This window comes from Proteus hauseri, from assembly GCF_004116975.1.
Classification (GTDB): Bacteria; Pseudomonadota; Gammaproteobacteria; order Enterobacterales; family Enterobacteriaceae; genus Proteus; species Proteus hauseri.
Genome location: NZ_CP026364.1, coordinates 2,749,177 through 2,763,932, shown reverse-complemented (window position 1 = coordinate 2,763,932; position 14,756 = coordinate 2,749,177). Strand labels below are relative to the sequence as shown.

Annotated in this window: 13 protein-coding genes; 9 read left to right on the top strand and 4 right to left on the bottom strand. The window is 38.3% G+C overall.

Going from position 1 to position 14,756, the window contains the following annotated elements; translation table 11 throughout:
* Positions 1-60: 60 nt before the first annotated feature.
* Positions 61-1,428 carry an adenylosuccinate lyase gene (gene purB, locus PH4a_RS12595; RefSeq protein ID WP_129040168.1) on the bottom strand — a complete coding sequence of 456 codons (1,368 nt, stop codon included), beginning with the start codon at positions 1,426-1,428 and terminating at the stop codon, positions 61-63.
* 401 nt (positions 1,429-1,829) lie between these two features.
* Between purB and metC the strand changes: the two genes are divergently transcribed.
* The 4 genes from metC (at position 1,830) to sseA (ending at position 5,774) form a co-directional block, all read left to right on the top strand.
* Positions 1,830-3,005, top strand: coding sequence for a cystathionine beta-lyase (gene metC, locus PH4a_RS12590; RefSeq protein ID WP_129040166.1), 1,176 nt, complete (start codon positions 1,830-1,832; stop codon positions 3,003-3,005).
* 33 nt (positions 3,006-3,038) lie between these two features.
* Positions 3,039-4,406, top strand: a complete 1,368-nt coding sequence (gene dcuC / locus PH4a_RS12585) for a C4-dicarboxylate transporter DcuC (protein ID WP_129040164.1) — start codon at positions 3,039-3,041, stop codon at positions 4,404-4,406.
* Positions 4,407-4,732: 326 nt separating this feature from the next.
* Entirely contained in the window at positions 4,733-4,918 is a 186-nt protein-coding gene (locus PH4a_RS12580) for a hypothetical protein (RefSeq protein ID WP_129040162.1), read from the top strand.
* A gap of 13 nt (positions 4,919-4,931) precedes the next feature.
* Positions 4,932-5,774 (top strand): 3-mercaptopyruvate sulfurtransferase, encoded by an 843-nt coding sequence (gene sseA / locus PH4a_RS12575; protein WP_129040160.1) that lies wholly within the window; start codon positions 4,932-4,934, stop codon positions 5,772-5,774.
* Positions 5,775-5,860: 86 nt separating this feature from the next.
* Here sseA and PH4a_RS12570 read toward each other — a convergent pair whose 3' ends face one another.
* The 3 genes from PH4a_RS12570 to rhlE form a co-directional block, all read right to left on the bottom strand.
* A complete protein-coding gene (locus tag PH4a_RS12570; RefSeq protein WP_064719405.1) occupies positions 5,861-6,109 on the bottom strand; it encodes a GlsB/YeaQ/YmgE family stress response membrane protein in 249 nt (82 codons plus the stop codon).
* A gap of 208 nt (positions 6,110-6,317) precedes the next feature.
* Entirely contained in the window at positions 6,318-7,250 is a 933-nt protein-coding gene (dusC, locus tag PH4a_RS12565; protein WP_129040158.1) for a tRNA dihydrouridine(16) synthase DusC, read from the bottom strand.
* Positions 7,251-7,259: 9 nt separating this feature from the next.
* The gene (gene rhlE / locus PH4a_RS12560; protein WP_129040156.1) at positions 7,260-8,684 is read right to left on the bottom strand and encodes an ATP-dependent RNA helicase RhlE; all 1,425 of its coding nucleotides are present in this window, start codon (positions 8,682-8,684) and stop codon (positions 7,260-7,262) included.
* A gap of 315 nt (positions 8,685-8,999) precedes the next feature.
* Here rhlE and PH4a_RS12555 point away from each other — a divergent pair, with 315 nt between their 5' ends.
* Genes PH4a_RS12555 through PH4a_RS12535 form a run of 5 tightly spaced genes read left to right on the top strand, consistent with a single transcriptional unit; the run spans position 9,000 to position 14,747 of the window.
* Positions 9,000-9,689, top strand: a complete 690-nt coding sequence (locus PH4a_RS12555) for a CerR family C-terminal domain-containing protein (protein ID WP_129040154.1) — start codon at positions 9,000-9,002, stop codon at positions 9,687-9,689.
* A 21-nt stretch (positions 9,690-9,710) separates the two neighbouring features.
* Complete coding sequence (gene hlyD / locus PH4a_RS12550) at positions 9,711-10,697, top strand: secretion protein HlyD (RefSeq protein WP_129040152.1); 987 nt, start codon at positions 9,711-9,713, stop codon at positions 10,695-10,697.
* A 14-nt stretch (positions 10,698-10,711) separates the two neighbouring features.
* On the top strand, positions 10,712-12,481 hold the full coding sequence (locus PH4a_RS12545; RefSeq protein ID WP_129040150.1) for an ATP-binding cassette domain-containing protein: 1,770 nt from the start codon (positions 10,712-10,714) through the stop codon (positions 12,479-12,481).
* Positions 12,474-13,625 (top strand): ABC transporter permease, encoded by a 1,152-nt coding sequence (locus PH4a_RS12540; protein ID WP_064719399.1) that lies wholly within the window; start codon positions 12,474-12,476, stop codon positions 13,623-13,625. The genes PH4a_RS12545 and PH4a_RS12540 overlap by 8 nt, the downstream gene beginning before the upstream one ends.
* 12 nt (positions 13,626-13,637) lie before the next feature.
* Positions 13,638-14,747 (top strand): ABC transporter permease, encoded by a 1,110-nt coding sequence (locus PH4a_RS12535; RefSeq protein ID WP_129040148.1) that lies wholly within the window; start codon positions 13,638-13,640, stop codon positions 14,745-14,747.
* The last annotated feature ends 9 nt before the right edge of the window (positions 14,748-14,756 follow it).

Sequence of the window (14,756 nt, the reverse complement as noted above, 5' to 3'; positions counted from 1 at the left end):
GAAAAAGCCAGTGTTTCACCGGCTTTTAGATAATAAAAAGGGTAAGTTTTATAAAGTCACTTAATCATTTAACCAACCAGAAGCTTTAGTTTGTTCGATAACACGACTCACCTGCTCTGGTGCATTACCAACGTAAGTCGTTGGATCTAACAATTCATCAAGTTCTTCTTGAGTGATATGATCACGAATACGCGTATCGCGATTGATGGCCTCGACAAATGTAATTCCTTCTTCTTGCCCAGACATAGCAGCTTCATACACTATTTCATGAGCCGTTTGTTTACCTGCTTTATCAGATAAAGCAAACATCACACGCTCAGCCAGCATAAATCCACCTAAAATATCCATATTTGAACGCATTTTATCAACATGAACATTTAATCCACCTAATACCGTTTTCATATTATCGAAGATAACCGATAGCATTAGGCACATTTCTGGCATGATTTTCCATTCCATTTTCCAAATGGCGCCATCACGCTCATGTTGGTGTTTCATCATATCGGTTAACACAGATAAATTAGCTTTTAAGGTATTACTAACACAGGCGGCATTTTCAACAATAGCTGGATTACGCTTATGTGGCATGGTTGAAGATCCCACTTGCCCCTTGCTAAAGGGTTCAGAAAGCTCATCAATTTCATTATGTGCTAATAGTAATATTTCATTAGCAATTTTACCTAGAGTGCCGCTAATTAAGCCCAATAACATGCCATATTCACTAAATCTATCACGTGCTGGCTGCCATGAAATTTCAGGCACACCTAATCCTAAACATTTTAAAACTCGCGCTTCTAATTCATCTGCCTTATCACTTAAAGAAGCTTTTGTTCCCACTGCACCAACAACACTTCCCACAAATAAACGAGGCTCAACTTCTTTAAGGCGTTGATAATGGCGAGCAAGTTCAGTTAACCAAATTGCTGTTTTATGCCCAAAAGTTATCGGCAGTGCCTGTAACGCTAAAGTGCGCCCTACCATGGGGGTATTGCGATGTTTTTCGCTTAGTGATAATAGTGAACGACCTAATATCTTGATATCACGTAAAAAAGTTTGATGTGCATCTTTAAGTTGCAGCACTAGCCCGGTATCAATGACATCTTGTGTCGTTGGCCCAAAGTGAACATATTCACCATAATGTTCAGGACAAGCGTGTTCTAATCCGCGAATGGTTGGCACTAATGGATGACGAGTAAGACGAACCTGTTCTAGTACATAATCCATATCGAGCTTTTCAAGTTTTGCAGTATCAGCAATAACCTCTGCGGCATCTTTCGGGATCAACCCCAAATTTGCTTGCTCTATCGCTAACGCCGCTTCGTAATCGAGCCAATTTTGCATTCTTGTTTTATCAGAGAAAATAGATCGCATTTCTTCTGTAGACCATAAATTCTTTAATAAAACCGAATCAAATACGCTAGTACCCATAATATTTTCCCCTGTGAAAATAATAATTAAAAAATCACTTTTTAAATAAAAGGACTTATTGGTTTGTTATTTTATTTATGCAATATAATTTAATAAAAAACACTTTGATAATTTTAATCTAATTTTAAATATTTCTAATCAATTAAAAAGCAACATTAATTCAACAACTTAAAGATAATCATTTATTTATTAATTATAACTTTTAAATCTTAAGCATTATTTAAGATTTAATTAGAATAATTAATGCTAAAAAGTTAGAGCAAGATCATCATTTTTAGAAAATAGATATTTTAAAAATAAATAAGTTTATTATAAATAATAGAAACACGAAACGCAGATAGTAATTAATTCTTTTATTTAATTACCAGGGACCTCTATTTCTATATTCGGAGATATTAATAATGAAACAGAATAAACAAACAACGCTTATACACAGTGGACGCCAAGAAATTAAAACATCAGGCCCAATTAATCCTCCTGTAATGCGGGCAAGTACTATCGTTTTTGATTCAATTAAAAGCTGGCGTGATATTCGTGATCGCAGAACAACAGAACGCGTTTTGAGTTATGGCGCTCGTGGTACAGAAACCGCCTTTGCACTTGAAGCGTTAGTCACAGAACTAGAAGGTGGTCATCGCGCTCAGCTATTTCCTACTGGGCTTGCCGCTATCGCCGTCACTATTATGGGATATGCACGTAATGGCGGTCATGTTTTATTTGCCGACTCCGTTTATGAGCCTGTGCGTAAAATCGCCTCAGCATTTTTAGAACCAAATAATATTGCTTACAGTTTTTTTAAAACTGATGGTTCAGATTTTGAGCAAAAAATACAAAAAAACACTCAGCTAATTTTTGTCGAATCACCGGGTTCATTACTTTATGAAATGCTGGATTTACCTGAAATTTGCCGTATTGCTCATGAGAGAGATATCCCTGTTGGTGTTGATAATACTTGGGGATCCGCTTGGCTTTATAACCCATTAGAACTAGGTGCAGATGTCTCTGTTATTGCAGCGACAAAATATTTATGCGGCCACTCAGATGTCATGATGGGCATTATGGTTGCTAATGAAAAAGCGTGGCAAAAAATTGGTGCGTTGCCAGAAGCTTTAGGTCAGGCCAGCAGCCCAGATGACGCAGCATTAGTATTACGCGGAATGCGAACTTTGGGTCAACGAATTGCGGCTCATGGTAAATCGGCTCTTACTATCGCCCAATGGCTCGAAACGCGCCCTGAAGTTGAAAAAGTTTGGTTTCCAGAATTACCTAGTCACCCTCGCCATGACCTATGGAAACGCGACTGCAAAGGTAGTAATGGACTATTAACCATTGAATTTAAAAAACAATTCACCACTAAACAATCTGAACAATTTATTGATGCACTCAATTTGTTTGGTATTGGCGCTTCATGGGGCGGATTTGAAAGTCTTGCATTACCCGCAAACGTTGTAGGTGCAAGAACCGCATCTGATTGGCGTGAAGGCCATGGTCCTTTTGTACGTTTACATATTGGACTTGAAGCAACCGATGACCTTATTGCAGATATTACACAAGCATTTTCAACATTAAACCAATAACAAGAATACTGCATCACTACCGGGGAATTTACTATGACAGGTTTAATTATTGCCGCGCTGGTAACAGCGCTGGTGGTTTATTTATTGGCGCGAGGTTATAAACCTCAACCCGTGTTATTACTGGGGGGCTTGCTGCTATTGCTCCTCACCGCATCTCTTGATCTTAATCCGTTATTACCAGAAAACAAATCAACTCAATTTAAGTATTTTGATATTTTTCAAATATTTACAGATATTATGAGCTCTAGATTAGCGGGATTAGGTTTAACGTTAATGGCAATTGCCGGTTTCTCTCGTTATATGGAACATGTAGGTGCTAGCCGTGCTTTATTCGCTATTTTTGAAAAACCATTAAAAGCAATTAAATCGCCTTATTTGTTATTAGTTATTTCATTTTTAGTTACCCAAATTTTGGTTATTTTTATCCCTAGCCATGCTGGCTTAGGTATGCTGTTAATGGTCACAATGTACCCTATTTTAATTCGTTCTGGCATTAGCCCTCTTTCAGCACTAGCAGTTATTGGGTGCTGCCAATTTATCGACCACGGACCAGGTTCTGGTAACGTTATTATGGCAGCAAAAACAGCCGATATTGAACCTGCGGTTTATTTTGTTCAACATCAATTACCTATTACAATTCCTATTATTATTGCTGTTGCTATTACCCATTTCTTTATTCAGCGCTGGTGGGATAAACGTGAAGGTTTTGTTTTTGACCCAACAACTATTGATGCGGTAAAAGAAGAAGGTAATAAAATTCCACTTTCTTACGCTCTATTACCTGTTATTCCATTAATTTTAATTATTGGCTTTAGCCCACTATTACATCCTTATATTAAATTAGAAGTTACCACTGCAATGATTATTAGTACGGTGATTGCATTTTTATTTGAATATGCTCGCTTACGTGACGCTAAAGCTGTCATGAATAGTTTTATGCTGTTTTTTGAAGGAATGGGTAAGCAGTTTGTTTTAGTGGTATCGCTAATTGTATCCGGTGAATTCTTTGCAAATGGATTATTAAAAAGTGGTGCGGTAGATACGCTAATTTCATCTGCACAAGATGCTGGTTTTGGTATTGCAGCTATGATAATTGTTATGAGCGCTATCCTTGCATTAGCCGCCTTTTTAATGGGCTCGGGTAATGCTGCGTTCTTTTCATTTGCCGCATTAACACCCAAAATTGCCGCATTCTTAAAAGTTGATGTCATTACTTTAATTCTACCAATGCAAATTATGACCAGCTTTGGTCGTACAGTTTCACCCATTACCGCAGCAATTGTTGCTATTGCTGGTATTGCTAATGTATCGCCTTTCCAAATTGTTAAACGTACAGCAATTCCTATGGCTGTAGCCGCTATTGTGAATTTAGTAATGACATTTTGGTTCCTTTATTCATAAAAGTACTCACTATGCTTTAAATGATATTTTAAGTTGCGTTACCCCTTGCCCTTAAACTCTATTACTCCAGAGTTTAAGGGGTTTTTTCTTATCATTGACTGTAATCTTTGATCAACATTATTAACTGCAACTTATCAGTGCCATTAAGGCTGTTATGCAAATAAACAGCCTATTTATTATTTATCACACTTATAATTGATAACTACTTTTTGTCTAAAACCTAAGCAATTTTATTCATGCTATTTGCTATTTATGCCGACTTAGTGCTTGTTTCAACCACATATCTCGATATACTTTTGCGCAACATTCATCTGCAAATGAACATTATGAAAAAAATAATTATCGTCGTTATCGCACTACTTGCTTTTGGCTCAATAGGTGGCGTTTTTCTTGCGGGTTTAAATATCTATACTCGCTCTACTACACCAATAGAAACTAAACAAACGCAGTCTGAAACATCACCAACACAACAATTTCCGGCAATACCCGACAGCTCACCTTCTGCAAAATAAATGAGGTTGAATCATGGAATATGATTATTTTGTTACTCCCCAATGGTTATTTGAACATCAAAATGATAATGACCTTGTGATCCTTGATGTTAGTGCGCCAATGCCAACACAAGTGATTAATTATCAGCAACATTATCTTGAACGTCATATTCCTCGGGCTCATTTTTTTAATCTTGACGAAATAGCAGATAAAACCACTGCATTACCGCATATGTTACCTCCTGATGAGTTATTTTCAGAAACCTTGACTTTATTGGGTATCTCTAACTCCACTACAGTGATTCTTTATGATCAGGGTAATTTATTTTCAGCACCTCGTGGCTGGTGGACATTCACTACATTGGGTTGTAAAAACGTGCGCATTTTAGCGGGGGGCTTGCAAGCGTGGGTTGATGCTGGATTTCCTCTCGAAAAAGGTGATGTGATTAGCATACCGGCACCGACGCCTTTTGTCGTTAAACGCGATGCTCAACGTAAAGCGGATCAGCAACAAGTATTAGAAAACGTAACTAATCAGCAAAAACAAGTCATTGATGCTCGTTCTGCTGATCGATTTTATGGTCGTGCGCCAGAACCTCGTCCAGGTTTGCGCAGTGGACATATTCCAGAAAGTAAAAATGTACCTTGGGATTTGCTAGTTGAACAAGGGCAATTAAAAAGCCGGAGCGAGTTAAAGAAATACTTTGAACAAGCCGGTGTCGATTTATCACAACCTATTATTGTGAGCTGCGGTTCAGGTATGACAGCGTCTATTTTATTTTTAGCATTAACTGTTTTAGGTTGCCAATCTGTCGCACTTTATGATGGTTCCTGGGCACAATGGGGTGCTGATAGCGCATTACCTTGCGAGTGTTAAAAGTTAACAATCAATATTTAAATTAAAAAAGTAAACCCGCCAATGCGGGTTTACTTTTTTATATTACTGCTATTTAATTGGCGAAATTAGCTGGCAAAAATCTTAGCCAAATATAAAACAACTATCGCACCAATAACTGCAACGATAAAACTACCGAAGTTAAAACCATCAACTTTGCCTTTACCAAAGAAGCTACTAATTGCACCACCAACAACCGCACCGACAATCCCCAGAATACAAGTCCATATTAGACCAATATCATAAGAGCCTGGCATCAGAAATTTGGCAAGAATACCCGCAATTAAACCAAAGATAATCCACGCTAACACACCCATAATTCCCCCTAAAAATATATGATATAAAGACATATCAGAAATTCGTCACATAATTAGTGTAAGTCGAGATAATGATTTTTTCCAATAATTGATAATAATCAATAAAATATTTTTGGTTAAAATGAGAATAAAAAAATAGCGCAAGACATTTTGCGCTATTTCTGGGCATCAGATTATTTCTAGACTTTATCTTTTACAACAGCTTAAACTACAGCGCTTCTATCACTACCGCGATTTCAGGTGATGTTTTTAATGTACGTACTTGAGTAAATAGCGTATCAGCTTCTTGATATTCTTTACGCAAGTAACCTAACCACTGTTTAATTCGTGCCGCATGGTAAATCGTTGTATCGCCGCGCTTTTCTAAACGAATATATCGCTTTAATAACTGCTCAACATCTTTCCAAGGCATTCGTTGCTCAGTGCCTTTTATAACACGGCTTAAATTAGGGGTATTCATTGCACCACGCCCAATCATTACCGCATCACAACCTGTTGTAGATAAACAATTTAACGCACTTTCACGATCCCAAATTTCACCATTAGCAATAACAGGAATAGACAAGCGTTGGCGAATATGACCAATAGCCTGCCAATCTATTTTATCAGCACGATAACCATCTTCTTTGGTTCTACCGTGAATGGTAATTTCTGTTGCGCCGCCTTGCACAACCGCATCAGCAATTTCATAGCTAGATTCTACTGAATCCCAGCCTAGTCTAACTTTTACTGAAACAGGTAATTGCGTAGGCACAGCACCACGGATAGCTTTGGTTGCCTGATAAATTAGCTCTGGCTGCTTTAATAATGAAGCACCGCCACCACTACCATTTACTGTTTTTGATGGACAACCACAATTAAGATCGATCCCCCAAGAACCTAAGGAAGTGGCTCTAAATGCATTTTCAGCAAGCCATTGTGGGTGTTGTCCTAAGAGTTGAACACGCACTAAAGTGCCACTACTGGTGCGACTTTGATTATGTAATTCAGGACATAAGCGATAAAACGCTTTCGTTGGCAGTAATGAATTCACGACCCGAATAAATTCAGTAATACAAAGGTCGTAATCATTAATAGAGGTAAGTAAATCTCTGACAAGGGGGTCTAAAACCCCCTCCATTGGCGCTAATAATACTCGCACTTTTTAGCCTCAGAACTCTTTTCTAGCTTTTGACCAAGGGTTTTGATTATCGCTATCTGATTCACTTTTACCCGTACGACGAGGTCCTAGTTTACCTGTACGAGAGCCATCTTTATTGCGATAACTTTCTTTACTTTTATTACGCCCAGCCTCTTTGCCTTCGCTATCGCCCTCTTTACGAGAATTATTGCGATTGTCTTTGCCTCGAATATCAGCACGGCCATGGCCACCACCACTTCTACGTGGTGCATTATTTTTTGGTTTTTTATGCAAAGGTGCTGCTTTAATTGACGGATCAGGATCATAACCTTCTAGTGCTAAACGTGGAATTTCACGTTTTAGTAAACGCTCGATATCAGCTAATAATCCATGTTCATCAACACAAACTAAAGAAATTGCTTTACCTGTTGCAGCAGCACGACCCGTTCTACCAATACGGTGAACATAATCCTCGGCCACTTGTGGTAACTCAAAATTCACTACATACGGTAGCTGATCTATATCTAATCCACGCGCTGCAATATCTGTTGCAACTAATGCTTTTAATTTACCCGTTTTAAAATCAGCCAATGCACGTGTTCTCGCACCTTGGCTTTTATTTCCGTGGATAGCCGCAGATTTAATACCATCTAAATTCAGTTGTTCTGCAAGTTTATTCGCACCATGTTTAGTACGAGTAAAAATCAGTACTTGTGACCAATCTTCTTTACCAATAAGGTGAGATAATAGTTCAGCTTTACGTTTTTTATCAACTAAATGAACATGTTGCTCAACTGATTCTGCCGCTGAGTTTCTTGGCGCCACAGAAATACTAATTGGATTATTTAATAATGTATTGGCAAGGCCAGTGATCTCTTTAGAAAACGTCGCTGAAAACAGTAAATTTTGACGCTTTTTAGGTAATTTATTGATAATTCGGCGAATATCGTGGATAAAGCCCATATCTAGCATGCGATCAGCTTCATCTAATACCAGCATTTCAACACGAGAAAGATCAACGGCATTTTGATGTTCAAGATCGAGTAAACGTCCTGGTGTTGCAATTAGCACATCAACACCACCGCGTAGCTTCATCATTTGCGGGTTAATGCTAACGCCACCAAAAACAACTAAAGAACGAATAGGCAAATAGCGGCTATACGCTTTCACATTCTCTGCAATTTGTGCAGCCAGTTCACGTGTTGGCGTTAAAATCAAGGCTTTAACAGGTTGGCGGCCTTTGGTTTTATCTGCTGATTTAAACAGCTTTTCTAAAATTGGGAGAGTAAAAGCTGCCGTTTTACCTGTACCAGTCTGCGCACTTGCTAATACGTCCTTACCCGCCAAAATCGGCTCTATCGCCTGTTGTTGAATAGGGGTTGGGGTTTTATACCCTTGTTCATCAATAGCGCGGAGCAGCGCCTCACTTAAACCAAGCGATGTAAAATCGGTCAAAACAGTAGTCTCCTACAACCAGAACGTATAACACGGTGATTGAAATTAAAAATGACGGGCTTTCACAATAAGTGAAAGAGAATGAACCTTGTCAGGTTAACCTAATAACTCCTATTCTAACAGTTTTTGATATGTTCCGAATATAAAAATAATTTTTAAGAATAAATCGTTATTTTTTTATTACATGTCATTTTTATTTAAGTATTTATAACAATTTTTTCCTTTTACTCAATATCATCGAATATAATGCAATTATTATCGCTATTTTAATATCATGAGTTTGTTACATTTTACTTAAGTAAGGTACCTTCTATTATGTCAGACACTCATCAGAAGACGACTCGGGGTGAACTCGCAAAGCAACAATTACTGGAAGCTGCATGCGAAATCTTTGGTAAAAATGGGCCCGATGGCGCAACCACACGGCAAATTGCACAATCAGCGCAACAAAATATTGCCGCAATTGCTTATTATTTTGGTTCAAAAGAAGGCTTATATCTTGCTGTTGCACAACATATTGCCGATTTAATTCGTATCGATTTTGAACCTACTGTTATTGTGCTTGATGAGTTTCTCGCTCGTCCTGATCCTACCGCGCATCTTCCTTTATTACAAAATCTGATTATCGATAGTTTCTTACAATACGCACAACTTGTACTTGATAAAGAAAACATTCACCTAAGCCGTATTATGGCAAGAGAGCAATTAGTCCCCACAGAAGCATACTCACTCATCCACCAGCAAGCGTTATCTCCACTTCTTACTCGCGTAAATAAATTATTAGCGCTATATATTGGTTTAGATGCTACGCTTCCAGCGACAATGTTACACACTCACGCTATTTTAGGAGAAGTGTTATCATTTCGTTTAGTAAGAGAAACTATCTTACGGCAAACAGGATGGGATAGAATTGGTAAAAACGAATATCAGGTTATTTCCAACACCTTAAAAACACATATCACTATACTGTTAAATGGATTAAGAGAGATTTACACCAACAAATAATTACATACAAATAGAGTTATTATGAACATAAAAAAAGTCAGTTTCTTTATTATCTTAATGATTATTATCGGTATTTTCGCAGGTATCTATTATTATGAAGAAAACAAAGATCCTGAGTTGGTACTCTATGGAAATGTCGATATCCGTACTGTTAACCTCAGTTTCCGTGTTGCTGGCAAACTTGAGGCTTTACATGTTGATGAAGGGGCTCATGTTGAAAAAGGGCAACTATTAGGCCAATTAGATGATGCGCCTTATATCAACGCACTCAATAAAGCTTATGGCGAACGCGACAGTGCCGTTGCCTCTTTAGCATTAATGCAGGCAGGTTACCGCACAGAAGAAATTGCTCAAGCACAATCTGATGTATCATTAAAACAAGCTGCTTGGCAATATGCCGATAATTTTTATAAACGCCAACAAGATTTAGCTAATCGCAAAGTCATTTCAGCCAACGATTTAGACAGTGCGAGAAATAATCGTAATCAAGCGGCAGCAGCATTAAAAGCGGCGCAAGATAAGCTAAATCAATATCAAAATGGTTATCGCAAAGAAGATATTGCCTCAGCCCAAGGTTTAGTTATGCAAGCTAAAGCCGCTGTGGCACAAGCCGAGCTAAATTTACAAGATACTAAATTACTTTCACCGTCTGCAGGTACTGTGCTCACACGCGCTGTAGAACCTGGTACTATTTTACCTTCAGGTAGCCCTGTATTTACCGTTTCATTAACTAACCCTGTTTGGGTAAGAGCCTATATTAGTGAAGCACATTTAGGTGAAGCCATTCCAAATAGAGAAATTTATCTTTATACCGATAGCCGTAAAGATAAACCTTATCATGGCACCATTGGTTTTGTGTCTCCAACCGCTGAATTCACCCCTAAAAGTGTTGAAACACCAGAGCTTAGAACCGATCTTGTCTATCGGATCAGGGTTGTTGTTACTGATGCTGATGATGCTCTACGCCAAGGAATGCCTGTTACCTTAAAATTTGCACCCACTCATTAATTGTGGAGAGCAAAATGGAACACGCTGATTACACTATCGAACTACAAGGTGTTGAAAAGCATTTTGCTGGATTAGAAAATCCAGCCGTCTCCTCATTAAAAGCCACTATCACCGGTGGCTCCGTCACAGGTTTAGTTGGCCCTGATGGTGCAGGTAAAACCACATTAATTCGTATGCTTGCAGGATTATTAAAACCTGACGCTGGTGATATTCGTATTTTAGGAATGGATCCGCAAAAACAGAGCAACGATGTCAGAGCTATTCTTGGTTATATGCCACAAAAGTTTGGTTTATATGAAGATTTAACGGTATTAGAAAATTTAAATCTTTATGCTGATTTAAAAAATGTGATTGGTGAAGAACGTAGAAAAGTTTATCAACAACTATTAAGCTTTACTGATTTAACCCGTTTTACTTCTCGCCTGGCGGGCAATCTTTCTGGTGGTATGAAGCAAAAACTAGGGCTTGCTTGTGCTTTATTAGGCAACCCTAAAGTTTTGCTGCTTGATGAACCAGGGGTCGGTGTTGACCCTATTGCGCGCCGGGAACTCTGGCAAATGGTTCATGTTTTAGCAAGCGATGGCATGTTGATACTCTGGAGTACTTCTTACCTTGATGAAGCAGAACAATGCAAAAATATTCTCTTACTCAATAAAGGAAAGTTGCTTTATAGCGGTATTCCTCAAGAGTTAACGGCCAAAATGGCAGGCCGCTCTTTTTTACTTAATGTTGAAGGTCATCAACGTAGAAAAGTTCTGCAACAAGCAATTATTCAACCACAAGTTACAGATGGTGTTATTCAAGGGCAGTCTGTTCGCTTAATTATAAAAAAAGAGGGTGACCAACAAGCATTATTAAATGCCATAAAGATGCCCAACGCTAAACTCATACCAGCAGCCCCTCGCTTTGAAGATGCTTTTATCGATTTATTAGGGGGAGGCCCTTCTCATAAATCTGAATTAGCAGAAATCATGCCACTAATTCCACCAAACCCTGATGAAACGGTTATTGAAGCACAACAACTCACCAAAATGTTTGGGCAGTTTGCTGCAACGGATCATGTTGATTTTCAAGTAAAGCGTGGTGAAATTTTCGGCTTATTAGGCCCTAATGGTGCTGGTAAATCGACTACCTTTAAAATGATGTGTGGTTTGTTAGTACCTACCAGCGGTAAGGCGTTGGTTTTAGGTATGGATTTAAAAGTAAGTTCAGGCAAAGCCCGTCAGCATTTAGGCTATATGGCACAAAAATTTTCGCTTTATAGTAATTTAAAAGTAGGCCAGAACTTAAAATTCTTTTCTGGTGTTTATGGTCTACATGGTAAGCCGCAGCGCGATAAAATCCATGACATGATAACCGCATTTAGTTTACAGCCAATGGTAAATCAAATTACTGAAGAGCTGCCTTTAGGTTATAAACAGCGCCTCGCCCTTGCCTGTTCACTCATGCATGAACCTGATATTTTATTTCTTGATGAACCCACCTCTGGCGTTGATCCATTAACGCGTCGTGAATTTTGGCTACACATTAACGGTATGGTAGATAAAGGCGTTACGGTGATGGTCACTACTCACTTTATGGATGAGGCTGAATATTGTGATCGTATCGGTTTAGTTTATCGCGGGAAAATCATCGCAGCTGGCGAACCTGACGCTTTAAAACAAATGGTTGCGACCAAAGAAAACCCAACGCCTTCAATGGAAGATGCCTTTATCGGGTTAGTCCTTAATTATGATAAACAGCTTGAAAACCAAAATGATAAAGGGAGCGAAAAACATGCATAATTCGTCTCAATCTTCATCGGTGCGCTTTTCTTGGCGTCGTTTATATGCACTTTGCTTAAAAGAGACTAAACAAATAACTCGTGATCCTAGTAGTGCCTTAATTGCTATCGTTATTCCGCTGACATTGCTCTTTATTTTTGGTTACGGTATTAATTTAGATTCAAGCAAATTAAACCTTGGCATTTTAACTAATCAGCAAAGCCAACCCGCGCAAGAACTGGTTTATACCTTTACTAATTCCCCGTATATAAATGCGACTATTAGTGATAATCGTCAGTTATTAATTGATAAAATGCAAGCAGGGCAAATTCGAGGCATTGTGGTTATTCCTGTTAATTTTGCTGAACTACTGGCCAGACAAGATACCGAAGCACCAATTCAAGTTATTACTGATGGCAGTGAACCAAATACCGCTAATTTTGTGCAGGCTTATACTAAAGGCGTATGGCAAGTTTGGCTACAACAGCAAGCGTTGAGTAAAGGTATTGATACAACTTTATTAATTGAAGTTGAACCTCGTTATTGGTTTAACCCTGCGGCTATTAGTCAGCACTACATTATTCCTGGTGCTGTGACCATTATTATTACTGTGGTAGGTGCAATTTTAACTTCATTAGTCATTGCGCGTGAATGGGAACGTGGCACGATGGAAGCATTGCTTTCAACACAAATTACCCGTACCGAACTATTGCTCTCTAAGCTTATTCCTTACCAAGTACTTGGTAGCTTTGTTATGGTGCTTTGTATGGTCGTAACTGTTTTTGTGCTTGGTGTGCCTTATCGCGGATCATTGTGGATATTAGCTGGCATTACCTCACTTTTCTTAGCTACCGCATTAGGGATGGGGTTACTTATTTCAACCTTAACGCGTAATCAATTTAATGCTGCAATGATCTCACTTAATGCTGCATTTTTACCCGCCATAATGTTATCAGGCTTTGTTTTTGAAATTGATAGCATGCCATTTTTTATACAAGTAGTGACTTATTTTATTCCAGCTCGTTATTTTGTTAGTAGCTTACAAACACTATTCCTTGCTGGTGATATTCCACTGATTTTAATGTTAGATATGTGGTTATTGATTATTTCAGCAATCTTTTTTATTGGCTTAACGGCGTGGGCAACACGACGTCGTTTAGATTAAAGGAGCATACTTATGTTTTATCGGCTGCTCACTTTAATAATGAAAGAGCTGCAATCATTACTACAAGAGCCTCAAACTCGCGCGATTTTAATCATGCCAGTTATCTTTCAGATGGTGTTATTTCCTTTTGCCGCAACGCTTGATGTGACTAATGCATCAGTGGCTATTTTCAATGAAGATAACGGAAAACAATCCATTGAGTTAACGCAAAGAATAGCTAAAGCTAGTGCATTTTCTCAAACATTGTTGCTTAAAAATGAACATGAAATTAAAGAAACCATAGATAATCGTAAAGCGCTTTTGTTAGTGCGTTTTCCACAAAACTTTAGTGCTGACTTAACCCATGGTGTTCCGACTAAATTACAATTAATCCTAGATGGTCGTAATTCAAATAGCGCGCAAATTGCTGCTAATTATATTCAGCAAATTGTGCAAAATTACCAAGTCGAACTTTCAGGTGACAGTCCTTCATTACTGAATAAAAGCGAATTAGTTGTACGTAATTGGTATAATCCAAACCTTAATTACAAATGGTTTATTGTGCCTTCATTAGTCGCGTTGATCATTACTATTGGTGTAATGATTGTCACTTCGCTTTCTGTGGCACGTGAACGCGAGCAAGGTACGTTAGATCAGCTGTTAGTCTCGCCTTTATCGACCTGGCAAATATTTATTGGTAAAGCCGTACCTGCAATGGTAGTTGCCGCTGTTCAAGGTACCATTGTGCTTATCATTGGTATTTTTGGTTATCAAATTCCTTTTTCAGGCTCGCTATTATTGTTCTACTTTACCATGTTGATTTATGGTTTATCGTTGGTGGGTTTTGGCTTATTAATATCAGCTATCAGTTCTACTCAACAGCAGGCATTTATTGGTGTATTCGTATTTATGATGCCAGCAGTATTATTATCGGGCTATATTTCACCAGTAGAAAATATGCCAGTATGGCTACAGAAAGCCACGTGGATAAATCCTATTCGACACTTTACTGATATCACAAAACAGATCTATCTTAAAAATGCCGACATTACTGTTATATGGCACAGTTTATGGCCGTTAATGGTAATAGCGATAGTCACTGGCGCTATTGCATATTATCTTTTCCGAAGAAAGATCGCTTAAACCATTACA